Genomic DNA, 26,723 nt, shown 5'->3' with positions numbered 1-26,723 from the left:
TATTTGTAATGCTAAAACAACAAATTTGATATTAACCCTATAATTAATTTAAAAATTATGAAATCATTAAAACTTAGTTTATTTGCTGCCGCAGGTGCATTTATGCTTACTGTAGCTGCCCAGGCACAAAGTGTTGCCAAACCAACAATTAAAACCGGTACATCGGTTGCAGCAGCTGCTTCTACCGAAGAAAAGAACACCCAGCCAAGCAAGATTAGCTGGAAAGAAGACTCTTATAACTTTGGTGATATAGAGAAAGGAAAGCCTGTTTCTCATGAGTTTACTTTTAAAAACACTACAGACCAGACAATCCTGATCACAAATGTAAAGGCATCATGTGGATGTACGGCTACCAACTACACTAAAACACCTATCAAGCCGGGTGAAACAGGTAATGTAACTGCAACATACAATGCCCATAGCGTTGGAAGCTTCAACAAAACTGTTACTGTAACCACAAGTGATAGTGATGTAAAGAAAGTGCTTATTATTAAGGGTAAAGTGCTTACTCCTGAAAATGAAGAGGCACCTGCAACAGGAACAAAGTCGTAAGTTATACCTCAATTTATAATAAAAGCCACTTAAAGTGGCTTTTATTATAAATTTGTATGTAAAGTTTATTTTACATATTGGAAAATTTGTTTTACATTTGGATTAATAAATACTATTAATCATGAAAACAAATTTTTTATTTCCTTATCGCTTTAAGAAAGTAAGCGGGATTTTGTTTGTCATCAGTTTTGTATTGTTAGCCTTGTTATACATTATTGGCGAGTTCGGAACTTTTGAATTTAAGGCGAAGGTTTTTTCAATTGCCGGCGGTTCCGGACTGTTGGGAGACGAAGGTGACTTTTACTGGCTTGAAACTTCTATTACCGACGAGTTGCTGATGTTGTTAGTAATCCCTTCAGGGATAATTTATGCTTTTTCAAAAGAGAAATTTGAAGATGAGCTGCTAAACACAATCAGGCTTAACAGCCTTGCGTGGGCTACAATCGCAAATTATACCATAATCCTTTTTGGTTATTTGTTTATTTACGGAATAGTGTTTTTGAATGTTCTGATGTTTGCAATGGTCTCGCAACTCCTTATCTTTATAATTCTTTTCCGCTACAGGATGTTTCGCTTTTACAAAACAGAGGGTAATGAAGAACGATATTAAAGTGCAGCGCGTTATTTTAAACCTTACCCAGCAGGAACTTGCTGAAAAGATAGGGGTTAGCAGGCAGACTATCAACGCGCTGGAAGCAGGTAAATATATACCCTCTACAGTGCTTGCCTTAAAGCTGTCGAAGTTATTTGATAAGCCTGTTAATGAAATATTTGAACTGGAAGCGAACGATTAGTATTTAATGCTAATTTTATCCTTATGGAAACAGCCTATATAAATACTCCTTTGGGAATCACCGCAATAGAAGGCGATGCGACAGGTATTGCCAGAATAACGGTGCTCGATAACAAAGCTGAATCTATACAGGCAGATATGGTTCCGGAAGCACTGCAGGAAGCGGTAAACCAGCTTACCGACTATTTTAATGGTAACCGCACTGCATTTACGTTTAAGCTCAACCCGCAGGGAACTGATTTCCAGAAAAAAGTATGGAGTGCTTTATTGCAAATACCCTTTGGTAAAACAACCTCATACCAGGAACTTGCCGTAAAGCTGGGAGATGTAAAAGCCATACGTGCCGTAGCCGCTGCCAACGGTAAAAACCCGCTTTGGATTGTGGTGCCTTGTCACAGGGTAATAGGTTCTGACGGTTCATTAACCGGATATGCAGGAGGGCTATGGCGTAAAAAATGGCTGCTGGAGCATGAATGCCCACCTATACAGCAAAGCTTATTTTAATCGCGTTTGCATTACATTTTTAATTAAATTCGTTGCATAACCATTATGCAGTAGTTATGCGTTTCATTAAAAATTTCCTTTTCTGGCTGATTGTTGTTTTTGGCTTCATCATTATACTCATGTATATTTTTGATGTAGATTACCTGCTGCGTGCTGTCCGCACGATTTATTTCCGTGGCGAAACCACCGCTTTTTTAGATGATTACCGTGAGTTCCCCAACAGGACAATAGAAAAAGGCACAGCGCAGCCCTGGGCATTGCATAAAGACTACAATAAAGTAAAACCTACCCAAAGGCTTACCGAAGCACATAAAGACCTTGAAACAGTTGCCTACCTTATTATAAAGAACGACAGTATATGGCACGAAAGCTATTATGACGGTTACGGCAAAGACAGCCGCTCCAATTCATTCTCTATGGCAAAAAGCATAGTGTCGGCAGCCCTGTTTAAAGCCATTGAAGAAGGAAAGATTAAAAGCCTCGACCAGAAGGTAAGCGATTTTTACCCGAAGTTCGGCACTGGCATGGGCGCTGATATGACAGTAGGCGACCTTTCATCCATGGCATCAGGGCTTAGTTGGGATGAGCGTTACTACAGCCCTTTTTCTATCGTTACACGTGCCTATTTTGATGATAACCTTGAAGATGTAATATTAGGCCTTGATATTACCGAGCAGCCCGGCAAAGAGTTTAAATATCTTAGTGGCGCAACAGAGCTTTTAGGTATGGTAATAACAAAAGCTACCGGGCAGACGCTTTCAGAATATGTTTCAGATAAATTCTGGAAGCCAATGGGCGCAGCCAATGATGCCTTATGGCAAGTAGATAACCCCGATGGCATAGAAAAGGCATATTGCTGTATTGCAAGCAATGCCCGCGACTTTTCACGTTTTGGCAGGCTGTTCCTGCACAACGGCAACTGGAACGGTACACAAATATTGTCGGCTGAATCAGTACAAAAAATGGTAACACCCCGTTTTGGTGAGTCCCCGCAATATGGCTATGGCTGGTGGATACACAATTACCTCGGCAAAAAAATGTACTATATGCGCGGGCACTTAGGGCAGTTTGTTATTGTAATTCCGCAGGATAATATTATCATTACAAGGCTTGGGCACCTTAAGGGTCTGCAAACGGATACCGACCCGCATAGCAATGATTTTTATGTGTATGTGGATGAAGCCTATAAAATGATGGGTATGATGCAGCCAAATGAGGGTGCAGGCAACAGCAAAGCCCTTACCGAAGCAGATGTTTTACTACAAGAATAAGCATGATTGAAAAAGTAAACCTTGAAAATATACTTTTCCTGGATATAGAAACCGTTCCAGAACAGCCCCATTTCGGGCACCTGGATGAGGAAACGCAGCTTTTATATGACCTTAAAACCCAATACCAGCGCAAAGACGGCCAGTCCCCCGAAGAGTTTTACGAGCGTGCTGGCATTTGGGCAGAGTTCGGCAAGATAATATGCCTATCTGCCGGGTTCTTTACCTTTAGGGGAGATATACGCCACTTTCGAGTTACCTCTTTCTGCGGAGAAGAAAAACAGATATTAAAGGATTTCAGCAACCTGCTTATCAATCATTTTAACGGGCCGCAGCACATATTGTGCGGGCACAATGCCAAAGAGTTTGATTTTCCATTTATAGCCCGGCGCATGATCATTCACGGGATGCCATTGCCGCCCAAGCTTAACCTTTTCGGCAAGAAGCCGTGGGAGGTGCCGCACCTCGACACTATGGAATTATGGAAATTCGGCGATTATAAAAGTTTTACATCGCTAAAGCTGCTGTGCAAGATATTGGGAATACCATCTTCTAAAGGTGATATAGACGGCAGCCAGGTTAGCCATGTGTTTTATAATGAAAAAGACATAGACCGTATTGTAACCTATTGCGAAAAAGATGTGGTAGCCGTTGCACAGGTGTTATTGCGCATGCGCCGTGAAGATTTGTTAATAGAAGATGAGATAATTCATGTTTAACTGAAACTGTAGGAATACAAAACTATAGAGCCTATAAGATAGCTTATCAGGTTAACTGCCAGCGTTGTTTTAATAATTCTTATATTATTATATTGCTTTTTAAGCAAAAGTAAATTGATTACAGTTTCTATAACTATTGTTAGCACAAAAGCTAAAGTGTAATATATCACTAAATTAAACAAGCCTGTGCGAGTAAAAATATTAACCTCATTGCGGCTAACCCAAGGAATCCATATTACCAACCACCACCCGCCATTAAGTGCCATCGAAAGAAGAAACCCGGCAATCCCGCTTACCACATTTGTTACTAATGAAACCCGGTAAAATTTCTTTTGCTTCCAACTGCCGGTAAGGGATTTGGAGAGCAGGCTTCCTTCAATAAATATAACAAAAAGCATAAACAGCCATCCTTGTGGTAGGAATGCAAATATTCCAAATGAAACATTGAAAGGTATCATGAATTAATTTTTGAGTGAATAAATATATAAAAAACCCCGCAGCCTGTAGTTGGCACATAGCTACGGGGCATCCGCTAAGTGTTATAGCTCTTCAAAATGTTTAAGGTCGCGGGTGTTTTTTTGTACGGCTATAGCAGCAAAAAGGCTTAGTGCGAAAGACATGCCGTAAAATCCTTTTTCGCTCAGGTACAGGTCGGCTTTCCAAAGCCCTATTACCAGCAGCAGTAAAGATGCTATTGTGGTAAACCAGCTTATGCCATAATACATATCGGTAACAGGCAGGCCTTCCTGCCTGTCGCGCACGCTTTTCTGAACTGATATTACCGAGAACAAACCAAAGAGTAATATGGTAAAGTAATACCCTTTCTCATTCAGTTCCATGTCGGCATTAATCAGGCCAATGCAAAACGATACCATTCCGGTCAGCAACGCTACCCATGATGCGCCTACAAAGGCAGGGCTCGGTTTTAAAAGTGAAACACTCTTGCTATGCTGCTTTTTAGCAGCTTTAAAATTCTCATTTACTTCATTAGATGTTAGCGGATCCATAATTTCTTTGTTTTAAGATTATGAGGCAAATCTCCGTTTAATCTGCAACCTGCTAAAGTTAATTTCATTTATAAACTGACGATATACTTTTAATTATATATATTTATTGAGTCTTAAATTCTGCTTTATGAATGCTGTTACTGATATACTCTCAATCATGTCCAATGAAGATAGAAAGGCTTTCAAAAGCTTTATGTCTAAACGGAACAAAAGGCATAATGTAAAAAACATCCACTTTTTTAACTTGCTTGAAACTGACGATATAAATATTTTAAAAAATGAATTTATATCAGGTAAAAATGCAGATGCTTATCATGCTTTGCGTAAAAGGGTATATGATTGTATGATAGAATTTATGGCAAACCGGACTTTTGAAGTAGATACTTCCGCTGAACACGAAGTGTTGAAACTTCTGGTAGTAAGCCGTGTTTTCTTAGAACATAAATTGTACAAAACGGCATTTAAATGCCTTGCTAAAGCCGAAAGCAAAGCGTTGCCATTAGAGCAATTCAGCTTGCTGAATGAAATATATCTTACGCAAATACAGTTTGCTCACTTATCAGCCAGCCCGCAACTCGATGAAACAATAGTAAAGTTTAAAGCTAACAGCAAAAAACTCTACCATGAGCAACAGTTAAACATTGGTTATGCTTTGCTGCGCCGCGAACTTGCCGAGATTTATCATAAGGGCAAGATAACCGACTTCCGTACGATTGTGCGTAATACTATCGAGACACTGGGAGTTTCGCTGAATGAAATACTTTCATACAAATCACTGTACCAGATATTATATATAGCCAACGAATTTTCCTCTATAAACAGCGACTTTACTATCATTGAACCTTTTATAGAGCGCAGCCTGAAATTTATTGATGAAAAAGACGGAAGCCACCATTTATACTACCACATATATGTACTCTATTTTATTGCGAATGGCTATTTACGCAACAGGCAGTTTGACAAGTCATTGCTTTACCTGGAGCAGATGGGTGAACAAATGGAGCTAAAGCAGAAAAAATATTTTAACCGCTTTTTCCTGCGCCATCAATTACTGAAAGCGCTTGCATTAAATTATTCCGGCAGGGCAAAAGAGGCAGTAGCCACAGCACAAAAAGCCCTGTTGAAACAAAAGAAAGGCGACCCTACAGATATAAATGATCTTTGGTTGTGCCTTGCTGTAATGCATCTGCAAAATTCTGATAAGGAAGCTATACAGTACATGTTGCGATATACCCACTCTGACAGTTGGTATGAAACCCGTATGGGTATGGACTGGGCAATAAAGAAAGTACTGGTAGAAATATTGCTTTATACAGAATTTGATAAAGAAGAGCTTGCCCTATCGCGCATTAAAAGCTTTAGGAAACGCTACAAGAAGTATCTTATGCAGGTTAATGAAGATAGGGTGCTAACCTATGTGCAGCTTTTAGAACAGTTACTTTTAAAACCGGAAAGCATACACGATAAAAAATATTTAGAGCGTATAGAAGCATTTAGTACAATGGCAAAAAAAGGCGATATTTTTATTATAAGCTTTATAGGGTGGCTTACAGCTAAGGTTAAAAGAAAGCCTGTTTATGATACCATCATAGAAATGGTAAACAATAAGCATTAACGCTCACCTTCCCATTCAGCATAGAACTGTGAGAGGAAACCTTCCATATACTTGTGCCGCGCTTCTGCCATTTCTTTACCGGTTTTGGTATTTATACGGTCTTTAAGCAACAGCAGCTTTTCATAAAAATGATTAAGGGTAGGAGCGTTATTGTTTTTATACTCTTCTTTTGTCATGTTAAGTTGCGGTGCTATTTCCGGATTATAAAGCGGGCGGTTTTTAAATCCGCCATAGTTAAAGGTACGCGCTATACCTATAGCGCCCAGTGCATCAAGCCTGTCGGCATCCTGAACAATCTGCAGTTCAGCCGAATTAAAATCGGGCATAAAGTTACCACCCTTAAAAGAAATGTTCTTTATTATGTTTTCAACATGGCTGATAACATCTTCGGGCGTACCTTCACTTTCAAGGAACTGCCTTGCTAAGGCAGGGCCTACGGCTTCATCACCATCGTGAAATTTGCTGTCAGCGATATCATGTAATAGTGCACCAAGTTGTACTGTGAGTAAATCACATTCTTCAGATTCTGCTATTTTAAGCGCATTATTATACACCCGCTGAATGTGGAACCAGTCGTGGCCGCCTTCGGCATTTTTTAATTGTTCTTTTACGAAAAGTATTGTTTTATGTATCAGTGCGGGGTTGCTCATTGCGGTTTATTTGGGACTGAATTGTGTCCGTTTTTATTCTGAAATAGTAAATGGAAAATAATGCTGATATGCAATATACCACAGGCCACCAAAGGTTGTTGCGCAGGCTGAATACAAAAGTATAATCTGCAATAACAAAGGTTATGTATATGGCGGCTATGGCATAAAGGCTTATAAGTGCTTTCAGCTTAACTATGCCTATATTCTTTTTTTCGAGATACGTTTTTAGTACAAAAAGTATTGCCATGGCAGGGACTGACATAGTAAGGCCTGTAAGCACCATAAGTGAAAGTAAGAGTATCGCGGTACCACTGTTTATCCAGCTTTTATCATCACCTAAAGCGAGCAGGCAGCACACCACAAAGGGCGAAACTAAAAGCGTTGTGAGCCATAATTTTAAGAGGTACTTCATTTGCGGCCTGTTGGTATAACAAATATACTCAGATTAAAGCAGATTTTCTATACATAAAAATTTCTTAAAAAAATGTTAATTGCGGAAAAACCGCAATTTTAAGTCGTTAATTATATGTTATTTTACATCACATCCAACTAATGTTATACATTCAGCTAATTTTAATTACTGCTCCTGCCAATGCGTTTGCCGGGGGCAGTATTTAAGTTAGAGTTCAGCAAATTTAAATCTAAACTTTAAAACCTCCGTTACCTTATCGGCAGCTATCACCTTCACTCCTGATGCTTCTTCCCGGCTGAACAAAGGTAATGGAAGGTTTTTTTGTTTAGCTTTTTCCGTATAATATTCCTTACGCGAAGGGTGGTATGGAGCAACCCCGTTAAAGATTTCTCCCCATATACCTTTTTCTATTACTGCTGTTATAATACCAATACAATCTGTTTGGTGTATAAGGTTAATTGGCGCGTCTGCATCCTTAATATTTTCCTTGCCTGCCAAATGGTTTACAGGGTGCCTGTCTTCACCTATAAGCCCCCCGAAGCGTATAATTGTTGTGTTGAACATTTTGTTTTCCTGCAGCAGTTGCTCTGTTTCCAGTAACTGCCTGCCACTTTCTGTTGCCGGCAGTGCCTCAGTATCTTCGGTCACTATGCCCTGGCTGTCTCCATACACTGAAGTTGAGCTTACGAAAAGTACATTTTTTACCTGTGCTTCCTCAATATGCGGAATAAGCCGTTCAATTTTTGCTGTAAAGTTTGCGTTGCTGTTGCTTCTCAGCCCGGGCGGTATATCAATAATAAGTGTTTCAGTATCTTCGAGCAATCCTTTAATATCTCCTTCAATATTGTTTTCACCAAGTTTTACAAGATAAGGCACTATACCCTGTTGCTTTAAGCTCTCTGTCTTTGCTGCTGTTGTAGTAGAGCCTTTTACACTATATCCAAGCTTTATAAGGTGCTTTGCAAGCGGAAGCCCAAGCCACCCGCAACCGAGTATCGAAATATGCTTACCCGCCATTATTTTACAGGCTGTTTTTTGTTAGAGGGTACATTATCAGGTGTTTCCTGCTTTGCAGATGCACTAAGCCTTTTAATTTTATACAAATCATTACGGCGGTCTTTTAATATCCGCACACTTCCATATTCGTGCAGCTCCTTAAGCAGGTCAAGGTCTATATCCACTATAAGTGTCATTTCTGTATTCGGTGTAGCCTCAGCTTTAATTCCGTTTGACGGGAAAGCAAAGTCTGACGGTGTAAACACCGCGGTTTGTGCATACTGAATATCCATATTATTAACGCCGGGCAGGTTACCAACGCAACCCGCAATGGCTACGTAGCACTCATTTTCTATGGCCCGTGCCTGTGCGCAGTGCTTAACGCGGGTGTAGCCGTTTTGTGTATCGGTAAGGAAAGGTACAAACAATATCTCCATGCCTTCATCTGCCATGAGCCTGGAAAGCTCAGGGAACTCTACATCATAGCACACCATAATACCTATTTTGCCGCAATCGGTATCAAAAGTCTGTATTTCAGATCCGCCTTTCATACCCCAGTAGTGTATTTCGTTAGGGGTAATGTGTATTTTGCGGTACATCTCGCTGGTACCATCGCGCTTGCATAAAAAGCCAACATTATACAGGTTGCCATCCTCTACCATCGGCATACTGCCGGTAATGATGTTTATATTATAGGATATTGCCATTTCCTGGAAACGCTTCCTTATGGGTTCGCAGTAGCGGGCAATTTCACGTATGGCATCAGCTTCGGTAAGGTGGTTAAAGTCGGCCATCAGCGGGGCAACAAACAGTTCCGGAAATAATGCAAAATCGCTCCCATAGCCCGAAACGGCATCAATAAAAAATTCAGCCTGCTCAAAAAGCGCCTCCACATTCGCCAGCGGTCGCATCTGCCACTGCACAAGGCCCAGGCGCACCACGCTCTTACGCGCGTTTATCAGTTTGGGGCTTTTATCGTAGTAAATGTTGTTCCACTCCATAAGCACCGCATACTCCTGAGAGCTTTTATCGCCCTCAAGGTAGTTGCGCATAACCCGTATAACGTGAAAGTCATTACTTAGCTGAAAAGATAGCACAGGGTCGTGTACTTCTTTAAGCCTCACTTTTTCAATATATTCTTTAGGGGAATATTCTTTTGAATGCTCGGTATAATTAGGTATCCTGCCTGCAAAAATTATCGACTTCAGGTTAAGCTGTTCGCAAAGCTCCTTGCGCGCATCATAAAGCCTCCTACCAAGGCGCAGGCCACGATATTCAGGGTCTATAAACACATCAATACCATATAGTACTTCACCATCATAGTCGTGAGTGTCAAAGCTGTAGTTCCCGGTTATCTTTTCGTAGGTATGGTTAGATGTTGCTTTTTTATAATCTACAATTAAAGAAAGTGCCGAACCGACTACCTTACCGTCAACCAGTACCACAAGTTGCCCTTCAGGAAAAATCTTTAAAAGCCTTTCAATATCTTTTTCGCCCCAGTAGGGCTCATCCATGTCATGATAAGCGTGCTGCATGCTCAGCTTTAGCTGTTTATAGTCTTCAATCCTAAGGTTGCGCAGCTCAACCTTGCTAATCTCTATCTGCATATATCAATTTACGTTTATCTGTAAATTTACAAAATCATTCCTTTTGTAAGTATATGCTGATGGTTAATGAGCTGTTAATTATACAAACCATTATTTTCAATATGCCAGTAAAACTTAATTACAATATTTGCAAATTTAGAAATATCTAAACTCTCTTCGTTTGATTCCAAGACATTTTCCATATGAATAAAAGCAGTTTTTTCTTTTTTGTATGTGAGTTTTTTGTATTTAGTATTTATATTATATGGGCAATTTTTAGATTTTAATATAAGAGGCTCTAAAAATTCATTATCACCACAATGTGAATAAAACTTAATCACATTTCCTTGTAATTGTATAAGCAGATCTTTAGAGTTTTTATTCCAATGAGTAGGATGTATGTTTAGTAGTGGGATTGTAGTATTACCCGCACCTAAAAAAAAAAATTTATTGTTATTCCTTCTTTTTTAAAATATTCATGTAATCTAATTTCTAATGCAGAGTAAAAGATTTTAAGCCAAAATTTATTTTCATTATTAGATTGATTTATAAGTAGTTTACTAAAATCAGCTTTTAAAATTGAATATTTTTCTATGTATTCATTTAAAAAGTTTAAATAGTGTTGAATAAATATTCTTTCATCTTTTGAATTGACTTTTGAAAGAATAATTTTAATATAATCGATTAAATCATTATAATCAAAAACTATCCATTCAGTAGTGTTTTTAAAAATATTTTTATCAAAACAAAATAAATATTTAATTATTCTGATCCCATTGTATTTTTCGTTATATATTCGATCATAACACTCTAACTGTTTGTTGTTAGGAAACGACTTGAATTTATTTTCGATTATTATTATCGTACTTTTATCAAAACTACTTACTTCAATATCAATTCTGTATTTTTTGTTTTTTCGGTTTACTTTTGTAGTGTATGCCTTTTCTAAAATAGGTATGTCATATTTTAATAAAGGAGCATTTATAAAGTTATAAAAACAATTATTTCTTAACATAAGATACCTTATAAAGGCTGAATGTATTAATTCCTTATCATCCTTATTTAGTATTTTAAACATATTAAATTCTTCCATCTAAATTGAAGTTAATATATCAGCTATTATCATTTTTACCATCCCGGCCTTTGGCGTAAAGCAGCAATTGTATTTTCAAGCTGGGCAAGTCGTTGTTCCAGTTCATTTTCGCCGGTAGGCATGGTGTACCTAAAAACATGTACTACTCTCCAGATGCCCTTAACTTCTGTTGTGTCCAGTGCTACAGGTTCTACCCCCGGGTGGTTGGCCTTAAGCACTACCTTGTCGCCCTGATAACTCATTTTACGCAGCAGCAGTGCTGTTTCGGTTAGTGCTATTACAAGTTCCCTGTTGGTTGATGCTATGTCTTTTAAATCAATATTTTGCCCTATAACCATATCTTTTGGTAAAAAACCGGAAGCCCCGCCCGACATAGTTAAGTCATCTACAACCAGTGCTATTTTATCGTCGCCTTCTACATTAGGCAGGCAAACAAGAGGCAATTTCGTTTTGCTAATATTATTAGTATTAGTGTAAATTGCTATAAATTCTGCTGCCTTTCCTTCAATAATACAGGGAATGCCTTTAAATGCAGTATCTTGTTCTGCCGCATCTCCTGTGGTTATGGCTTCGTTAAAGCGTAGTAATTTATTCACGGTAAGCTCTTTAGTGAGCAGGTCTTCTACACCTATGCTAAAATGTTTAGCAATTTTCATTACCGTTTCCAGCTTTGGATTACTGCGGTCTTCTTCATAAGCGCCAAGCGTACCACGCTTTAAATCAAATAGTTCTGCAAATTCCTGCTGGCTCATACCGTGAACGCTGCGTATTTTTTTTAAATTCTTTCCGAACATAACCTAAAATATTTTGCTAATAATATTTGCAATGTAGAATAAATTATATAACTTTGTGCTAACAATATGAGCAAATATACAAATATTGCTAATATGATGAGCGTGTTGCGAAGATTATTTGAGTAGTATGTTGTTAAAAACTACTTAAAACAATATTTGTGAACACACGAAAAAAAAGCGAGTTTTATAAAATTATTTAATTACTGTAACATGAAAGACTATTTCGGAGTGGTAAAGAATTACCTGAATGAGCTTCAGCTGGAAATTAAATATGAAAACAAGAGCGAATGCGTTTTCATGGTCAGCAACGAGCAGGAGGGTATAGTTAACCTTATTATCTGTGTGGCATACCCAATTGTTATTTTCGAACAGTTCCTGTTTGAGGTAAAGCCGGATGCTTACCCGGTGTTTAAGGAGCTGCTCCAAAAGAACCGCGATATTATTCACGGGGCGTTTGTGCTTGATGATACAGGCAGAAAAGTAATTTTCAGGGACTCGCTTCAACTCGAAAATTTAGACCAGAACGAGTTTGGGGCAACGTTAAATTCGCTGAGCCTGCTGCTAAGCGAGTATTCGGAACAGATTATTAACTTTTCAAAAAATTAATGCGATGAGATTTTTAAGAAGATTATTCAAAATTGGGCAGGCCGAAGTGCACCATGCGATAGACGGGATGGAAGACCCGATAAAAATGACCGAGCAGGGCATAAGGGATATGAAAGACGACCTTGACAAGAGCCTTGAGGCGCTTGCACAGGTTAAGGCAATGAGCATACGTGCCAAGAATGAGGTGGAAGAGTATGGTAACAAAGCTGAAGATTACAGTGAAAAAGCCATGCTGATACTCAAAAAAGCCCAGAAAGGCGGCATAGAGCCGGAGGAGGCAGACCGTTTGGCTACCGAAGCGCTTGTTAAGAAAGAAGAGTCGTTAGTACACCAAAAGCGGGCAGAAACCGATAAAGAGAAGTTTGACCATAATGTACTGCAGATGGAAGCCAACGTGCAGACCATTAAGCAGAACATAAATAAATGGGAGAACGAGCTTAAAATACTGCGCAGCCGTGTTAAGGTGGCCGATGCCACTAAGAACCTGAACAAGCAGATGGCAAAGATAGACAGTAACGGAACTATTTCTTTACTGGAGCGCATGAAGGAAAAGGTGTTGCAGGAAGAAGCCCTTGCCGAAGCTTATGGCGAAATTGCCGGTGCATCTAAATCTATAGATGCAGAGATAGATAATGCTGTTGATGTAAAAAAATCCAAAGCGGTGAGCGAGCTTGAAAAGCTAAAGGCGCAAATGGGCATCGGCGGCGAAAAGAACGAGTAACAAACAAACCCAATGAAGGAATTAATAGAAATTTCTTTTTCGCCCGTAAATGCCTTTTTTACCATAATGTCTATCGTTATGGTGATATATTGGATATTGGTAATTATTGCCGGCCTTGACCCCGACCATTTCAGCATAGACTTTGACTCGGCTGATATTGATGCTGATTTTGATGCCGACCCCACCAGCAGCGAAGGCGCTACAGAAGGCAGCAGTTTTATGAAGGTACTGGAGTACTTTAACTTTGATGAGCTGCCCCTGATGTTTATTGTTACCATTATGTTCTTCAGCATGTGGCTTATAGGTGTAAACATTACCTATTACCTGGGTATAGAGAGCACCCTGCTGGGCTTCCTGCTGATAATACCCAACCTGTTGCTGAGCCTTTTCTTTGTAAAGCTGCTGGCAAAGCCGCTGGGTTACCTGTACAGGCAGGTAAACCACAAAGGTGAGCCCGAAATAGATTTTTTAGGGCGCAGGTGTAGTGTGGTGTCAACAGTAGGGCCGCAAAAAACAGGCATGATAGAGTTAACCGTTAACGGCGACCCTATGAAGCTGTATGCCAGAAGCAATACAGAAGAGGATATTGCCGCAGGGCAGCAGGCTGTAATAGTGCGCGAAAGCGACGACAGGAGGTATTACCTTGTAGAAAAGTTTGACTATTGATTTAAACTGCATAACCATCATAACATCCAACAACCATGATATATTTTTTTACCACGCTTATCAGGGCACTAATAGGCCTGATAACATCTGTTCTTGAATTTATTTTATAAACCAATCAATTAAACACTAAATTACAATGTTAGGAAACACTCTGTTAATTACTATGATAGCCATTATCATTGTGGTTATCGGCCTTTTGGTATGGGTTATCTCTATGTATAAGAAAACCATACAGGGCAAAGTTCTTGTGCGCACAGGCGCAGGCGGTACCAAGGTATTTTTTAATGCCGGGCTTGTAGTGCCGGTACTGCACAAAATGGAGATAATGGATATCTCTGTAAAAAAGCTCGAAGTAGAGCGCACCGGCGTAAACGGGCTTATCTGTAAAGATAACATCCGTGCCGATATTAAGGTTACCTTCTTTATCAAGATAAACAAATCGGCTGCCGATATTATCAATGTGGCACAAACCATTGGCTGCGAAAGGGCCAGCGAAATAGAAGTACTTCGCAACCTGTTTGATGCTAAATTTTCTGAAGCACTTAAAACAGTAGGTAAGAAGTTCGACTTTATCGAATTATACGAAGCGCGCAGCGAGTTCCGCGAAGAGATTATCTCTATCATCGGTACCGACCTTAACGGGTATATACTGGATGACTGTGCTATAGACGACCTGGAGCAGACTTCATTAAGCCACCTTAAGACCGATAACATTCTTGACTCTGAAGGTATTAAGAAGATTACAGAGCTTACAGCGGCACAAAACATAAAATCGAACCTTATCCGTAGGGATGAAGAGAAAACCATCCGCAAGCAGGACGTTGAGGCACGTGAGGCTATCTTGGCGTTAGACCGCCAGCTTGCCGAGAAGGAAGAGATACAAAAACGTGAAATTGCGAACATCAAAGCCCGTGAGGAAGCCGAGATAGCAAAAGTAAACGAAGAAGAAAGGCTTAAGAGTGAAACAGCCCGAATCAACACGGCTGAAAAAGTGCTTGTTGCAGAAGAAAATAAAGACAGGCTGGTTATTGTAGCCGCCAAGAACAAAGAGCGTACCGCCGCCGTAGAAACCGAAAGGGTAGAAAAAGACCGCGCATTAGAGCAAACCGAGAGGGAGCGTATTGTTACCCTTGCCCAGATTGAAAAAGACAAGGCGGTTGAGGTTGAGCGCAAAAACATACAAAATGTTATCCGCGACAGGGTAATGCTCGAAAAAGGAGTGGTTACAGAGCAGGAAAGCGTTAAGGATATCGAGGCATTTAAGGATGCCGAGAGGAAGAAAAAAGTAGCGGTTACCCTTGCTGAAAAAGAAAGTGAAGAGCTGTACATTAAGCGTCTTAAGGCTGCCGAGGCAGAGAAAGAAGCCGCCAAGCAAAAAGCCGAAGAGATTAACATAGAGGCTGCCGCAAGGATGGCTGCCAGCGAAAAAGAAGCCGAAGCCCGCAAAATACTTGCCGAAGCCAAAGCGAAGGAAGATGCTACATTCGGACTTTCTGAAGCGCAGGTAATGCACGCCAAAGCCGATGCTAACGAAAGGCAGGGTATTGTTGATGCCCTTGTTATTGAGAAGAAGGCGCTTGCCGAGGCCGCAGGCCTTAAGGCAAAAGCCGAAGCCGAAAGGGAACTTGGACTTTCTGAAGCTACTGTTATTAAAGAAAAAGCAATGGCAGAAGCAAGCGGCATAGAAGAAAAAGCCGAAGCGATGAAAAAGCTTGACGGTGTAGGTAAAGAGCACGAAGAGTTCAAGCTAAGGCTTAACAAAGAGCTACAGGTAGATCTTGCCCACATCAACATACAGAAGGATATAGCCGATGCACAAGCCAATGTTATAGGCGAAGCGCTTAAGGCTGCCAAGATTGATATTGTGGGTGGCGAAACGATGTTCTTTGACCAGATCGTGAACCAGATTACCCGCGCTAAAGGCTTTGACAGGCTGGTAAACCACAGCGAGAACATCAGCGAGATAAAAGATGCCATTCTTGGCGAGGGCGGCGAAAGCAGGGAAAACCTGCTGGACCGTATAAAGGGTTTTGCTGATAAATATGGCATTTCAAGCGAGGACATTAAGAACCTTACCGTTGCCGGATTATTGATGGAGCTGCAAAAACGCAGTGACGACTCGGGCGAGAAAGGCCTGTTCTCTAACCTGATGCTGATGGCCAAAAGCATGGGCCTATCGGATAAAAAGCTGGGATAGGCAGTTTAGTTGATTTTTTTAAATAATGCCTTCGGCGCCCCATGGTGCCGGAGGTTACTTTTCCTTATTACCGCATAAAAGTTTGTTAAGCATATAGTTACTGCTGCTTCAAACCTTTTAACTTTAATTAAAAATAAACATGAGTACACTGGAAGGCGGTACCTATGAGATTATACAGGGGCGTTTGCAAACCCAGAAAAACGACCTTTTGGGCAGGCTGCAAAAGCTTAATGAAGCCCGTAAGGAAGTTTTTGGCAGTATAGAAACCAAACTCATAGCCAATAACCGCATTATTACCCAAAACAACTGCATCCCTGCCGATATTGTGTCGATAGGTGAAAGGTGCATACTGGGCTATAACGTGCACTTTGGGCTGCGTACCGATATTAAGGCGGAAGATGTTTTCAGCATCTATATATATGAAAATGAAGAATTTCGTGAAGAAGGGCTTGAGTTTATAAATGACGAAACCTTCCATTCCGATTTCTTCAACCTTTATAAATACTACAGGGATACCAGTTTCCGTAAATTCTTTATTGCCGGCAACTACCTGCACATGGTGTTCCAGATAAGCGACCGCCTTAGCGACATAAAGACCTTTAAGTGGCTGATTAAGGACAACACGCTTACTTATATAGATAACCGCAGCGACCACGAATACAAATTCCCGCGCCAGCACGATTTCCGCTTGCAGGAAACCACCCGCGATATGCAGCGTTATGGCAAGCACCCGCATGTGTCGATACTCGACAAGGTGTTTGTAGAAACTGTTGGTGGCACCCTCACCATTAAGATTGAGGATAACACCACGGTTGGTAAAGGTATTTATGACGAGGAGGTATCGCACCCGGACCAGACACTGGACGATGGTAACTTTCAGTATGCCGACCTGGGTAACCTTATCGCACTTCGCATAAAACCGTTTCAGGAAGAGCCGCGCTACTTTATATACAACCACAAGCTGCAGGAAGTCCGCAAGATAGATAGTCTTGAAACTTCGGCAATACTGCTGCCGGACGACCACGGGCTAATTTTTTCTAACGGCTATTACCTGCAAACAGGGGAGTATAAGATGTATGAAAACAGCCTGCAGAACCTAATGTTCCAGGAACGCATAGCGTCGCCAAACGGCGAAGACTTTATGTATGTGTTCTATGAAGAAAAATTCGGGCAGTATGTGCTGATGCAGTACAATCTTATTACCCGAGAGGTAACCACACCCATAGTATGTAACGGCTTTACCATTTTAAAGAATGGTGAACTGTGTTACTTCCGCGCGGAGGATGAGGCTACAAAGAACCATTTGGTGCAGATATGGCAAACGCCGTTTGTAAAAGGCGATTTTATGCCGTCGCCGCATAAAGACAGCTACATCTACAAAATAGGCAATAAGGATATTGTGAAAGCTATGGCGGATTGCCAGGCTATTATAACGCTACTGAACAAAAATGACGATTACGAGGGTTTGTATGCCGACCTTACCCGCATGGCGCAGAACATACTCGATGGTTATTACTGGATAAACAGCAAGGAAACTTTTGAGCTGAACCTGCCGCTTACCGAAATAAAGAAAACGGCCAACGCCGCCATAGACGAATTTGAAAAGGTGGTGCAGCTAAGACAGAATGCAAAAAAACTTACGGATGAGGTACGCCAGAAAGCCGAAAGCCTGTTTGTAAAAATAAAAAGCTCGCCGCTGGATGACATTGATGTATATGTAGCTGATTTAGCTGCTTTACGTTCATTGCGTGGCGAGGTTATAAGCCTGCGTGAAGTGCGGTATGTGGATTCGGAGTTCATCAACACGCTGGAAGCCGAGATAGTTGAGGAAACGGAGAAAATATCGCAAAACTGCGTGCAGTTCCTTATGGATGATAAGGCGCTGGAGCCGTATCACGCCCGTGTTGATGAAAAGAAAGGCGCAATTGAAAGCATAACTACGGTTGCAGAAGGCAAGGCATTACAGGAGGAAGTAAATAAAATTACTGCCGACCTTGAAATGCTTATTGATATTGTATCGAACCTGAAGATAGAGGACACGAGCAAATCAACACAGATAATAAATAACATCTCGCTGATATTTGCTACGCTAAACCGTGTCAAGGCTGATATTAAGAACAAGATAACTTCTTTGGGCAGTAAGGAGGCAAAAGCCGATTTTGCCGCACAGGTAAAGCTGATAGACCAAAGCATCGTTAATGCGCTAGACAGGGCCGTTACACCCGAAAAGGCAGACGAGCTACTGAATAAAATATCGGTACAACTTGAAGACCTTGAGACGCGTTTTGCCGACTATGAAGAGTTTACAGGCTCTGTCATGGAAAAGCGTGAAGAGGTTTATTCGGCATTCGAGGCGCGCAAAAATGCACTTATAGAAGCACGCAATAAAAAAGCCGTAGCTATAGAGACTGCTTCGGGGCGCATCCTTAAAAACGTTGCTGCAAAAGCGCTTACGTTTAATTCGGTTGATGAGATAAACGGCTATTTTGCATCCGACCTCATGATAGGCAAGCTGCGCGACCTTGTGCAGCAACTGCATGAGCTCGAAGATACAGGTAAGGCAGAGGCCATTGAAACCGAACTGAAATCGGCGCGGGAAGATGCACTCCGCAAACTAAAGGACAAGCAGGAACTGTATGAGGACGGTGAAAACATTATAAGGCTCGGCAAGCATAAGTTTGCGGTAAACAAGCAACCGCTCGACCTTACCATAGTTTATAAAGACGGCAGCCTGCAATACCACCTTACCGGAACCGATTTTTACCAGGATATAAAAGACAGTACCCTGCTGTCTTCTCAAAAGTACTGGAACCAGGAACTGGTAAGCGAGAATGAGCATATATACAGGTCGGCTTTCCTGGCCTATAAGATATTCCGCAACCAAAACCCGCAGCAGCTTTTTGAAATGGAAGACAGTGCATTGCAGGCTTTGGTGTCGGAAGAAACATCTAAAAACTATACAGAAGGCTATGTAAAAGGCGTGCACGATGCAGATGCTTTTAAAATACTGAAAGTACTTGCGGCAAAGCACCATAACCTAGGGCTGCTGCGCTATGCGCCTGCCACAAGGGCATTGGCACAGTTCTTTTGGTATGGTATGGAAGACGAGGCGCGCACAAAGCTCAATAAAAAAATTAAAGCAAGCGGGGCAGTACTTTCAGTATTCCCCAACAGCAGGGAGTTTGAATATGTAATTGACGATATAGCGCAGCGCTTACAGGCTTTTATTAACGAAACAGCCTTTGGCAGGGCGTTTACAGAAGATGTAGCCCAGGCAGCACATTACCTGTTTGAGGAGCTTAAAGATGATGATGCCTTTACCTTAAGCCACAAAGCTGCACAACTAACAGAGAACTTCCTTAAAATGCTGGAGAGCAAGAACGCTTCTGTCAGTTTCAGGCATAATATAGATAATGCACCCGATAAAGAAAGCGGTGTGCTACTTGCGGCACAATGGGTAGCTTCTTACCTGAATGAAACCGGGCAGCAGCAGTTTCTGAATTATTTATATGAGGTCACCGCGCTGCTGTTGTACAGGCATGAGTCGGCAGAGAAAGTAGTCGCTATAGAGCCTTCTGAGGAAATAAAGGAGCTTGCGGGTTCACACCCGACAGTAATTGATGGAAATTATAGTTTCCATTACCATGAGTTCATCCGCCTCCTGTCGCAGTATTTTGAAGAAGAAGTGCCGGCGTTTGAGAAATTCCGCGCTGAGCGCCACAGAATTGGGCAGGAAATGAAAGAGCAGCTAAGGCTTAACGAGTTTATGCCGAAAGTACTTACTTCATTTGTGCGTAACAAGCTTATAGACCAGGTGTACCTGCCGTTGTTCGGCGATAATCTTGCCAAACAGTTAGGTACTGCAGGAGAGAACCGCCGCACTGACCGTTCGGGTATGTTGCTGCTGGTATCGCCGCCGGGCTATGGTAAAACTACCCTTATGGAGTACATCGCCAACAGGCTTGGTTTGGTCTTCATGAAGATAAACGGCCCGGCAATAGGGCATGACATTACTTCTGTCGATCCGTCTTCTGCTACCAATGCCGCAGCCCGTGAGGAGCTTAAAAAACTGAACCTTGCGCTGGAAATGGGTAACAATGTAATGCTTTATCTTGACGATATACAGCATTGCAGCCCTGAGTTCCTGCAAAAGTTCATTTCGCTGGCTGATGGCACGCGAAAGATAGAAGGGGTGTACAACGGTCAGCCCAAAACCTACGACATGAAGTCGAAAAAGTTCTGCGTGGTGATGGCGGGTAACCCTTATACCGAAACAGGGGAGAAGTTCCGCATACCGGATATGCTGGCTAACCGTGCTGATATATACAACCTGGGTGATGTTATAGGTAACAAAGCCGATCTTTTTGAGCTGAGCCTTATAGAAAACGCGCTTACTGCAAACCCTGTACTGGCAGGATTGATGGCTAAGAATGCTGATGACCTGTACCCGCTGATACAGATGGCGGAAACCGGGCAGCGCGACGGTGCCGACCTGAAAGGCAACCACAGCAAGCAGGAAATAGAAACGTATGTTGCGCTGCTGGATAAGATTATAAAAGTGCGTAATGTAGTGCTTAAGGCCAATGCTGCCTATATAGCCTCTGCCGCGATGGAAGATGCTTACCGCACCGAGCCGCCGTTCAGGCTGCAGGGCTCATACAGGGATATGAACAAGCTGGTGGCCAAAATAGTGCCGGTAATGAATGATGAGGAAGTAGATACATTACTGCTTTCGCATTACCGTAACGAAACGCAAACGCTTACCAGCGCCGCAGAAGCCAACCTGCTTAAATATAAAGAAATGACCAATTCGCTTAATGAAGATGAAAAAGCGCGCTGGGCATCTATAAAAGAAACTTTTGTAAAGAACAACAAGCTGAAAGGCTTTGGCGACCGTAATGAAATGGCTTTAATGCTGTCTCAGGTTGCGGAGTTTACAGAACACCTTGAAGGGATAAAGGATATCCTGAAAAAAGGTATAGAGCAGAAATAAAAAGGCTGCCTTAAGTGTGTTGTTGTTCCATTTCGACCTTGTGGAGAAATTTCTAAGAATTTCTATTTAGATTTCTCGACTTCACGTTGTTACGCTCGAAACGGAAACACACTTAAGGCAGCCCTGTTTTTTCAAAGACTGTTACTGCTTCACTACCCTGAAGTTCGTTTCTTTACTACCATTTGTAGCTTTAAAGAAATAAACCCCGTTAGCCAAAGCCGAAATATCTATGGCAGTTTGCGTAGCATTTACCTGTCTTGTGAAAAGCAACTGGCCTGACACAGCATATACTTTTACCTCTGTAATTTCTTCGCCGGCACTTATGTTGATTGTGCTCGTGGCAGGGTTAGGATAATATATAAAATTACTGAATGCATTATCATTCACGCCACTTACAGCATTGATACATTCAACCGTTGCTACCCATCCTCCTGCATTTATTATTTCGTCAGAAGTAAACTCAAAAGTAAGTGAGCCGTCTGCCGCAGTAGAGGTTATCTGGTTTTGTATAAACACTCCGGTAAAATTACCAATAAGAGGAGCGTTAGTGCCTGCACCGTTATAAACCCTAAGGAAGTCAAAATCCTGCTCTATGCTGAAAGAGGTAAAGGTTACGCGTATAACCTTTCCTTCTTCTGTAGGCGTAAAAGTACGTGTTATCTGCTGGTTATCGCTGTAATTAGCTGTGGCACCTCCTGTATCTGTAAATATCTGGCCTTCACACCAGTCAGCATCCGTAGCAAAAAGAATTTCTTCAATCTGCGATACACCCTGTTCGCATACAGAGCGTACTTTAAGCACATAATACGTATTTGGCTGCAGGCCCTGTAAGGTTACTAACTGCGCGCCTACTTCGTTCCACATATCACCCTGTGTTGCGCTTGCTTCGTGCACCATTACGTCCCAAAAGCCTGTAGTGTTGGCTGCGTCATCCCATGAAGCTATAAAGTTGTTTGATGATGAACTTGTTACTGACAGATTGCTTAACCCGCTTTGGCAGATAATACTTTCGCAGGTTGTGGCAAGGCAGTTTGCAGAGTTTACAACATTTGTCATTAGTGCGGTAGGCTGCGGCCCGAAGCCGTTGGCAAGGTTAACTCCTACCTGGCTTAAATGGCAGTAGCTCATAATAGTACCTCCTGTAGGGGGTATTGGCCCCGGTGAACAGCCACCTTCGGTATCAAAACAGCCGTCTATAGCGGTATTGTTACCGTTCCATGCGCAGGCATGTGTGTGTGGTGAGCCTAACTGGTGGCCAAACTCGTGTGTACAGGCCTGCACACTCCACGAATACTGTGGTAAATCTGCCAGGAAATTGTCGTTTACATCTACATAGCTCACATTAATAGGGGCGTTGCATACGCCGTTAAGAAAAGCAAGCCCGCCTAAGCCTCCGGCATCTTCTCCCACAAGCTGGCCTAAGTCGCCATCAAAACTATTAAACTCATGCTCTTCCAGAAAGCCGAAAAGTTTATCCTCGGCGTCACTTCCTAAATAAGGGTCGAAAGACGTCCATATAAAAAACGATTTTAACGCGATGTCTATACCATCATTGGCATATAGCGTCTGTATGCTGTTGAATAATGAAGTCAGCCAGTTAGCAGTAAGATCCTGGCTTGAAAAGTTTTCCTGGTACATGCTAAAATCTACTTCAAAGTAAATTCCCACACAACGGATGGTTTCAGTACTCTGCGCGGTTACTGCCGATTTTTTCCCAAAATTCCTGCTGTCGTTAATTTCATCCGATGTCAGGCAGTTAAAAGAATTAGCAACATTCAGCTCGCTGTCAGAGTAAATAATGTATTCGGAGAAATTGTGTTCTTTTTTCAGTTTCCCCACAACAATATTATTATACTGCTGATTCGAAACAATACCTGCCATTTCATTTTCAAAGAAACTGAAAGAGGCTAAAGAGGCATTGTCGTTATTGATAATACCCCTGTAATATACTCCTTGTTTATAGGCAAAGTCTTTATCCTTGTCTGTATCTGCATGAAAACCTTCGGCAAAAATATTTACTTTATAAAGGCTTATGTTTATCTGGCTGCCCTGATAAGGTATAGTAAGCGTTAGTGTTTCCGGCTTGTTATTGTATATATTTTTTAAAACAACAGTATTTAGTGTAGCATAAGTTTCATTCTCCACCACCGGATAATCTTTTGTACCCTCGGCAGGCACAAGGGGGCTAAAGCTCTTATAATCGGCTCCGTTACTGCGTAGTTCCTGCACTTTTGCAGCAACTCTTCGCTGTGCATAAAATGGTAATGTGCAAATTACCGCCAGTATAAGTAAAAATTTTCTCATAGTTAAAAATTAAAAGGGTGCAATATATATTAAAATACTTTAAGCGTACGAAAACACGCGTAAAATATAATATAAAAACGAATATAATAAGCTATATAGTATGTAATTAGCGTAAATGAGTATCGGTGCCTGCGGAATTAGAATTCGCAGTGATTTAAAAATAAATTTGCTTAGCCGCACGATAGGTGTTGGCATGTGCCTCTATAATTATTTTAATATCGGGGCTGTAGCCACCGCCCATGCTGCATTGTACAGGTATGTTGAGTTTATGGCAGGTGCTTAGTACATATTCATCGCGTTGCCTGCAACCTTCTATGCTGCACCCTAACTTGCCCAGTTTGTCAGAAGCCAGTATATCTACCCCGCACAGGTAAAATATGAAATCGGGCTTAACCCTTTCAATTAGTTTGGGTAATGTTTCGCTGAGTATAGACATATATTCAGCATCAGTGGTATTGTCCGGCAGGGCAATATCAAGATCGGATATTTCTTTTTTAAACGGATAATTCGTTTTGCCATGCATGCTGAAGGTAAAAACGGCATCATTACCACTAAATATTTCAGCCGTACCATTGCCTTGGTGCACATCAAGGTCAACAATCAGAGTTTTTTTCGCAAGGCTGTTGTCTAAAAGGTATTGTGCCGCTATTGCCTGGTCGTTAAGCAGGCAGAAGGCTTCTCCGTGGGTGCTGTAGGCATGGTGGGTACCGCCGGCTATATTGAATGCTATGCCTTTACTTATTGCCTGCAAGCTCCCCCAGATGGTGCCCTGCACTATGCGCAGCTCACGTTCTACCAGTTCTACCGAAAGCGGAAATCCTATTTTGCGAGCTGCCCGCGCTTCCAGCGTAAGGTTGAGCAGGTCGTTTACATAGCTTTCTTTATGAACCCGAAGTACATGCCCCATACCGGGCATTGGCGGCGCATAAAAATCAGCCGGTGTTGCTGTGCCTTCATGTAAGAGTTGTTGCGGAAGCAGCTCATACTTTATCATCGGGAACCGATGACCTTCCGGTAAAGGGTGTTTATATATGGGATGAAAGGCAATTGGCAGCATTATAACAATGAAAATACATTCCACATAAGCAGCAAAATACTGATAATGCCTAACACTATGCCAGCGATCCTTAGCTTAGGTGCAGCCATGCTTTTATAAAAAAGCCCTCCTGCAAGTGCGAGCATGAGTATATTTATAAGAGTAAGCAGTTTTGGGTTTTGCAGCCATTCCGGGAAATATGCAAGATAATTATCAAGGGTTTGCTCAAAGTTGTCGTTATTATCCGTGGCAGTTACTATCCACAACGTCATATTTGCCGCCGGGAGGGCGAGCAGTATAATTGCGGCAGCAAAATAATAAGTGGACTTACTGTTCATCAGATATAAAGGTTGCTACCCAAAAGTACTTAAAATTATCGGCTAATTAAAATACTTACGGCGTTACCGCCAAAGCCAACCGCGTTTACAAGCACTTTCTTAATATCCTTTGTTTGCTTTTGCGGAGCAAGATAAGGCACATCAATAAACCTGTTGTGCTGTATCATCATCAGGCCAAGCTCCAGGCTCAGCAGTCCCGAAGCGCCAAAGGTGTGGCCCGTTTTCCATTTGTTGGTGGTAAGCAGGGGCAGGCTTTCGCCGAATACAGCTTTTACGGCATTATACTCTGAAAGGTCGCCTTTCACTGTACCCGGGGCGTGCATTACAACAGCATCCACTTCAGCGGGATTAATACCCGTGATAGCCATTTGCATCGACTTTTGCAGGCACTCCGCATTTGCAGATATAGAGACACTATGCTTAAGGGCTTCGGTTGCATAGCCCACTCCTTCTATATAGCCAAGTGCATTTGGCACCCTGCCGGGTACAAGGCAGGCAGCCGCAGCGCCTTCTCCCAAAACCATGCTGTTGCTTTTTTTGGTTAAGTCCATTGCAAGGCAAGGATAATCGCTTTCTTTTGAAGCGTATATTTTCATGGCCTGCATCTGTGCAATGGTAAAAGGGGTTAGCGGAGCCTCGCTGCCGCCAACTAAAAACTTTTGCGCCATGCCCGAACCAAGCCACGCAACCCCATTAAGAACAGCATGCAGCGCAGTGGAACAGGTGATGGAGTGTGATATATCAGGCCCGGATGATTTAAGGTCCTGCGCCACCCAAGAGGCTATATTGCCCAGTGTTGTGGTAGGAGACGCCTGCGTAGCCGTAGCGCCAGTATTAATGAGCTCTGAATAGTACTTCTCAAACAACCCGGTTGCGCCCCGTGACGAGCCTATATTGATGCCAAAATCGTCGCCCGATTGCCATCCGGCAGCAGCTACTGCCTGCCTTGAGGCAATAATGGCATATAATACTGAATCGTCAAGCGAAGCATAGCGGCTTTCTGTTTCCCTAAGCGTTTTTACCTGTCGTTTTACATCTTCTGTAAGTGGTGCACCCAAAGCTGCCTTGTTGCCAAAGCCTATTGTGCGGATGCGCGTTGTATCATCAAGATAACTTTGCCAAACCAAATCGGGGCTGTTGCCTAATGGAGAAAACGAAGCGAGTGAGGTAATAGAAACAGGTAGTGCCAAAATGTGTTGCATTTACAGGCAAAAGTACTGCAAAAGCAGTTAATGGCATAACCTTACGGCCTGTTTGCCTCAATTTGCGGAAAATAACAGCTTTTTATAGATTTTAACGGCTGCTGCCCTGCCAGCACCTTGCTAAACTCTTCCCACAGGTTTGCGGGTATGAATTTTTGCAATGGCTGCGCCACTTCCTGAATTTTGTGCAGGTTGTCCTGTATGGCTTTATCCCAGATGTCATGATACTTTAGCAAATCATCAGGATAAACCACTTTTCGTGCTGTGCCTTCATCTTCTGCCTCGAAAGGTTCAGACACATTCAGGTAGCCGTAATCGTCTGTTAGCTGCTCGCCGGGGTGAATGTCACGTATGGCAATTTCAAAATCATAGGCAGTGCTCATACAGCTTGGGTTAAAGCTGTGGTTTACATATTTAGCTATGTCCCAGCACAGCACTTTTTCGCCCCTGCCGTTTGTAAAAGAGTAGGTTTCGATGTAGCTGTGCATTAATGGGTTTATTTTAGAAAGTGCTGCATCGGTATAAACACTGTCCAGATCATCCTGAACCCATGTTATTGTGCCTTTTGGAATGAATTTCTTTGCTACAACACCATAGCCCACTATGTTGTTGATAAAGCGGAGTTCAGTATCAGGATGGATCATAAAAATGATGTAATTAGTAATCCTAAA

General features: G+C 41.9%; 25 protein-coding genes. 12 read left to right on the top strand and 13 right to left on the bottom strand.

The annotated features are described in order from the left end of the window. The first annotated feature begins 57 nt into the window (after nucleotides 1-57). The 6 genes from KJK34_RS09880 (at nucleotide 58) to KJK34_RS09855 (ending at nucleotide 3,836) form a co-directional block, all read left to right on the top strand. Entirely contained in the window at nucleotides 58-552 is a 495-nt protein-coding gene (locus tag KJK34_RS09880) for a DUF1573 domain-containing protein (protein WP_223053711.1), read from the top strand. A gap of 121 nt (nucleotides 553-673) precedes the next feature. Continuing rightward, the gene (locus KJK34_RS09875) at nucleotides 674-1,162 is read left to right on the top strand and encodes a hypothetical protein (RefSeq protein WP_223053710.1); all 489 of its coding nucleotides are present in this window, start codon (nucleotides 674-676) and stop codon (nucleotides 1,160-1,162) included. Further along, nucleotides 1,146-1,346, top strand: a complete 201-nt coding sequence (locus KJK34_RS09870; RefSeq protein ID WP_223053709.1) for a helix-turn-helix transcriptional regulator — start codon at nucleotides 1,146-1,148, stop codon at nucleotides 1,344-1,346. The genes KJK34_RS09875 and KJK34_RS09870 overlap by 17 nt, the downstream gene beginning before the upstream one ends. 23 nt (nucleotides 1,347-1,369) lie before the next feature. Then, the gene (locus KJK34_RS09865; protein ID WP_223053708.1) at nucleotides 1,370-1,849 is read left to right on the top strand and encodes a methylated-DNA--[protein]-cysteine S-methyltransferase; all 480 of its coding nucleotides are present in this window, start codon (nucleotides 1,370-1,372) and stop codon (nucleotides 1,847-1,849) included. Between the two features lie 56 nt (nucleotides 1,850-1,905). Then, nucleotides 1,906-3,120 (top strand): serine hydrolase domain-containing protein, encoded by a 1,215-nt coding sequence (locus KJK34_RS09860; RefSeq protein ID WP_223053707.1) that lies wholly within the window; start codon nucleotides 1,906-1,908, stop codon nucleotides 3,118-3,120. Between the two features lie 2 nt (nucleotides 3,121-3,122). After that, nucleotides 3,123-3,836: a 3'-5' exonuclease gene (locus KJK34_RS09855; RefSeq protein ID WP_223053706.1), complete on the top strand. Its 714-nt coding sequence runs from the start codon at nucleotides 3,123-3,125 to the stop codon at nucleotides 3,834-3,836. Here the strand turns inward: KJK34_RS09855 and KJK34_RS09850 are convergent. Then, nucleotides 3,833-4,294 carry a hypothetical protein gene (locus KJK34_RS09850; protein WP_223053705.1) on the bottom strand — a complete coding sequence of 154 codons (462 nt, stop codon included), beginning with the start codon at nucleotides 4,292-4,294 and terminating at the stop codon, nucleotides 3,833-3,835. The genes KJK34_RS09855 and KJK34_RS09850 overlap by 4 nt on opposite strands. Nucleotides 4,295-4,375: 81 nt before the next feature. Then, complete coding sequence (gene yiaA, locus KJK34_RS09845; RefSeq protein ID WP_223053704.1) at nucleotides 4,376-4,843, bottom strand: inner membrane protein YiaA; 468 nt, start codon at nucleotides 4,841-4,843, stop codon at nucleotides 4,376-4,378. Between the two features lie 193 nt (nucleotides 4,844-5,036). On the opposite strand from yiaA, the gene KJK34_RS09840 reads away from it, so the two are divergent. Next, nucleotides 5,037-6,458: a hypothetical protein gene (locus KJK34_RS09840; RefSeq protein ID WP_223053703.1), complete on the top strand. Its 1,422-nt coding sequence runs from the start codon at nucleotides 5,037-5,039 to the stop codon at nucleotides 6,456-6,458. Here KJK34_RS09840 and KJK34_RS09835 read toward each other — a convergent pair. From KJK34_RS09835 to KJK34_RS09810, 6 genes are all read right to left on the bottom strand, one after another. Continuing rightward, nucleotides 6,455-7,108, bottom strand: coding sequence for an HD domain-containing protein (locus KJK34_RS09835; protein WP_223053702.1), 654 nt, complete (start codon nucleotides 7,106-7,108; stop codon nucleotides 6,455-6,457). The genes KJK34_RS09840 and KJK34_RS09835 overlap by 4 nt on opposite strands. Further along, entirely contained in the window at nucleotides 7,083-7,520 is a 438-nt protein-coding gene (locus KJK34_RS09830; RefSeq protein WP_223053701.1) for a hypothetical protein, read from the bottom strand. The genes KJK34_RS09835 and KJK34_RS09830 overlap by 26 nt, the downstream gene beginning before the upstream one ends. 207 nt (nucleotides 7,521-7,727) lie before the next feature. Beyond that, entirely contained in the window at nucleotides 7,728-8,537 is an 810-nt protein-coding gene (locus KJK34_RS09825; protein ID WP_223053700.1) for an SDR family oxidoreductase, read from the bottom strand. Beyond that, nucleotides 8,537-10,123 (bottom strand): bifunctional GNAT family N-acetyltransferase/carbon-nitrogen hydrolase family protein, encoded by a 1,587-nt coding sequence (locus KJK34_RS09820; RefSeq protein ID WP_223053699.1) that lies wholly within the window; start codon nucleotides 10,121-10,123, stop codon nucleotides 8,537-8,539. The genes KJK34_RS09825 and KJK34_RS09820 overlap by 1 nt, the downstream gene beginning before the upstream one ends. A gap of 412 nt (nucleotides 10,124-10,535) precedes the next feature. After that, nucleotides 10,536-11,195, bottom strand: a complete 660-nt coding sequence (locus KJK34_RS09815; RefSeq protein ID WP_223053698.1) for a PD-(D/E)XK nuclease family protein — start codon at nucleotides 11,193-11,195, stop codon at nucleotides 10,536-10,538. Between the two features lie 35 nt (nucleotides 11,196-11,230). Continuing rightward, on the bottom strand, nucleotides 11,231-11,989 hold the full coding sequence (locus tag KJK34_RS09810) for a LexA family transcriptional regulator (RefSeq protein ID WP_223053697.1): 759 nt from the start codon (nucleotides 11,987-11,989) through the stop codon (nucleotides 11,231-11,233). A gap of 210 nt (nucleotides 11,990-12,199) precedes the next feature. On the opposite strand from KJK34_RS09810, the gene KJK34_RS09805 reads away from it, so the two are divergent. The 5 genes from KJK34_RS09805 to KJK34_RS09785 all read left to right on the top strand — a co-directional run bounded on the left by KJK34_RS09805 (nucleotide 12,200) and on the right by KJK34_RS09785 (nucleotide 21,172). After that, the gene (locus KJK34_RS09805) at nucleotides 12,200-12,595 is read left to right on the top strand and encodes a type III secretion system chaperone family protein (RefSeq protein ID WP_223053696.1); all 396 of its coding nucleotides are present in this window, start codon (nucleotides 12,200-12,202) and stop codon (nucleotides 12,593-12,595) included. A gap of 4 nt (nucleotides 12,596-12,599) precedes the next feature. Beyond that, a complete protein-coding gene (locus KJK34_RS09800; RefSeq protein ID WP_223053695.1) occupies nucleotides 12,600-13,316 on the top strand; it encodes a PspA/IM30 family protein in 717 nt (238 codons plus the stop codon). A 12-nt stretch (nucleotides 13,317-13,328) separates the two neighbouring features. Then, nucleotides 13,329-13,982, top strand: coding sequence for an OB-fold-containig protein (locus KJK34_RS09795; RefSeq protein WP_223053694.1), 654 nt, complete (start codon nucleotides 13,329-13,331; stop codon nucleotides 13,980-13,982). A 136-nt stretch (nucleotides 13,983-14,118) separates the two neighbouring features. Continuing rightward, complete coding sequence (locus KJK34_RS09790) at nucleotides 14,119-16,179, top strand: flotillin family protein (protein ID WP_223053693.1); 2,061 nt, start codon at nucleotides 14,119-14,121, stop codon at nucleotides 16,177-16,179. Nucleotides 16,180-16,318: 139 nt separating this feature from the next. Beyond that, nucleotides 16,319-21,172 carry a DNA repair ATPase gene (locus tag KJK34_RS09785; RefSeq protein ID WP_223053692.1) on the top strand — a complete coding sequence of 1,618 codons (4,854 nt, stop codon included), beginning with the start codon at nucleotides 16,319-16,321 and terminating at the stop codon, nucleotides 21,170-21,172. Between the two features lie 141 nt (nucleotides 21,173-21,313). Here the strand turns inward: KJK34_RS09785 and KJK34_RS09780 are convergent, their stop codons facing one another. The 5 genes from KJK34_RS09780 to KJK34_RS09760 all read right to left on the bottom strand — a co-directional run bounded on the left by KJK34_RS09780 (nucleotide 21,314) and on the right by KJK34_RS09760 (nucleotide 26,696). Then, entirely contained in the window at nucleotides 21,314-23,476 is a 2,163-nt protein-coding gene (locus KJK34_RS09780; protein ID WP_223053691.1) for a T9SS type A sorting domain-containing protein, read from the bottom strand. 154 nt (nucleotides 23,477-23,630) lie between these two features. Then, on the bottom strand, nucleotides 23,631-24,533 hold the full coding sequence (locus tag KJK34_RS09775; protein WP_223053690.1) for a histone deacetylase family protein: 903 nt from the start codon (nucleotides 24,531-24,533) through the stop codon (nucleotides 23,631-23,633). After that, nucleotides 24,533-24,850, bottom strand: a complete 318-nt coding sequence (locus KJK34_RS09770) for a hypothetical protein (RefSeq protein WP_223053689.1) — start codon at nucleotides 24,848-24,850, stop codon at nucleotides 24,533-24,535. The genes KJK34_RS09775 and KJK34_RS09770 overlap by 1 nt, the downstream gene beginning before the upstream one ends. A 35-nt stretch (nucleotides 24,851-24,885) precedes the next feature. Then, nucleotides 24,886-26,052 carry a beta-ketoacyl synthase N-terminal-like domain-containing protein gene (locus KJK34_RS09765; protein ID WP_236937628.1) on the bottom strand — a complete coding sequence of 389 codons (1,167 nt, stop codon included), beginning with the start codon at nucleotides 26,050-26,052 and terminating at the stop codon, nucleotides 24,886-24,888. A 41-nt stretch (nucleotides 26,053-26,093) separates the two neighbouring features. Then, on the bottom strand, nucleotides 26,094-26,696 hold the full coding sequence (locus KJK34_RS09760) for an SET domain-containing protein (RefSeq protein WP_223053688.1): 603 nt from the start codon (nucleotides 26,694-26,696) through the stop codon (nucleotides 26,094-26,096). Nucleotides 26,697-26,723: the final 27 nt, after the last annotated feature.

It is taken from the genome of Flavobacterium coralii (assembly GCF_019891545.1).
Classification (GTDB): domain Bacteria; phylum Bacteroidota; class Bacteroidia; order Flavobacteriales; family Flavobacteriaceae; genus Flavobacterium; species Flavobacterium coralii.
This window is presented reverse-complemented; position numbering and strand designations above follow the sequence as displayed.

Excerpts from the sequence above, each read along its gene's own strand:
- KJK34_RS09875 (WP_223053710.1), top strand. The coding sequence starts at position 674 with ATGAAAACAAATTTTTTATTTCCTTATCGCTTTAAGAAAGTAAGCGGG.
- KJK34_RS09795 (WP_223053694.1), top strand. The coding sequence starts at position 13,329 with ATGAAGGAATTAATAGAAATTTCTTTTTCGCCCGTAAATGCCTTTTTT.
- KJK34_RS09835 (WP_223053702.1), bottom strand. The coding sequence starts at position 7,108 with ATGAGCAACCCCGCACTGATACATAAAACAATACTTTTCGTAAAAGAA.
- KJK34_RS09825 (WP_223053700.1), bottom strand. The coding sequence starts at position 8,537 with ATGGCGGGTAAGCATATTTCGATACTCGGTTGCGGGTGGCTTGGGCTT.
- KJK34_RS09870 (WP_223053709.1), top strand. The coding sequence starts at position 1,146 with ATGAAGAACGATATTAAAGTGCAGCGCGTTATTTTAAACCTTACCCAG.
- KJK34_RS09850 (WP_223053705.1), bottom strand. The coding sequence starts at position 4,294 with ATGATACCTTTCAATGTTTCATTTGGAATATTTGCATTCCTACCACAA.
- KJK34_RS09790 (WP_223053693.1), top strand. The coding sequence starts at position 14,119 with ATGTTAGGAAACACTCTGTTAATTACTATGATAGCCATTATCATTGTG.
- KJK34_RS09880 (WP_223053711.1), top strand. The coding sequence starts at position 58 with ATGAAATCATTAAAACTTAGTTTATTTGCTGCCGCAGGTGCATTTATG.
- KJK34_RS09775 (WP_223053690.1), bottom strand. The coding sequence starts at position 24,533 with ATGCTGCCAATTGCCTTTCATCCCATATATAAACACCCTTTACCGGAA.
- KJK34_RS09785 (WP_223053692.1), top strand. The coding sequence starts at position 16,319 with ATGAGTACACTGGAAGGCGGTACCTATGAGATTATACAGGGGCGTTTG.
- KJK34_RS09840 (WP_223053703.1), top strand. The coding sequence starts at position 5,037 with ATGTCTAAACGGAACAAAAGGCATAATGTAAAAAACATCCACTTTTTT.
- KJK34_RS09765 (WP_236937628.1), bottom strand. The coding sequence starts at position 26,052 with ATGCAACACATTTTGGCACTACCTGTTTCTATTACCTCACTCGCTTCG.
- KJK34_RS09860 (WP_223053707.1), top strand. The coding sequence starts at position 1,906 with ATGCGTTTCATTAAAAATTTCCTTTTCTGGCTGATTGTTGTTTTTGGC.
- KJK34_RS09780 (WP_223053691.1), bottom strand. The coding sequence starts at position 23,476 with ATGAGAAAATTTTTACTTATACTGGCGGTAATTTGCACATTACCATTT.
- KJK34_RS09865 (WP_223053708.1), top strand. The coding sequence starts at position 1,370 with ATGGAAACAGCCTATATAAATACTCCTTTGGGAATCACCGCAATAGAA.
- KJK34_RS09815 (WP_223053698.1), bottom strand. The coding sequence starts at position 11,195 with ATGGAAGAATTTAATATGTTTAAAATACTAAATAAGGATGATAAGGAA.
- KJK34_RS09855 (WP_223053706.1), top strand. The coding sequence starts at position 3,123 with ATGATTGAAAAAGTAAACCTTGAAAATATACTTTTCCTGGATATAGAA.
- KJK34_RS09810 (WP_223053697.1), bottom strand. The coding sequence starts at position 11,989 with ATGTTCGGAAAGAATTTAAAAAAAATACGCAGCGTTCACGGTATGAGC.
- KJK34_RS09830 (WP_223053701.1), bottom strand. The coding sequence starts at position 7,520 with ATGAAGTACCTCTTAAAATTATGGCTCACAACGCTTTTAGTTTCGCCC.
- KJK34_RS09820 (WP_223053699.1), bottom strand. The coding sequence starts at position 10,123 with ATGCAGATAGAGATTAGCAAGGTTGAGCTGCGCAACCTTAGGATTGAA.
- yiaA (WP_223053704.1), bottom strand. The coding sequence starts at position 4,843 with ATGGATCCGCTAACATCTAATGAAGTAAATGAGAATTTTAAAGCTGCT.
- KJK34_RS09760 (WP_223053688.1), bottom strand. The coding sequence starts at position 26,696 with ATGATCCATCCTGATACTGAACTCCGCTTTATCAACAACATAGTGGGC.
- KJK34_RS09805 (WP_223053696.1), top strand. The coding sequence starts at position 12,200 with ATGAAAGACTATTTCGGAGTGGTAAAGAATTACCTGAATGAGCTTCAG.
- KJK34_RS09770 (WP_223053689.1), bottom strand. The coding sequence starts at position 24,850 with ATGAACAGTAAGTCCACTTATTATTTTGCTGCCGCAATTATACTGCTC.
- KJK34_RS09800 (WP_223053695.1), top strand. The coding sequence starts at position 12,600 with ATGAGATTTTTAAGAAGATTATTCAAAATTGGGCAGGCCGAAGTGCAC.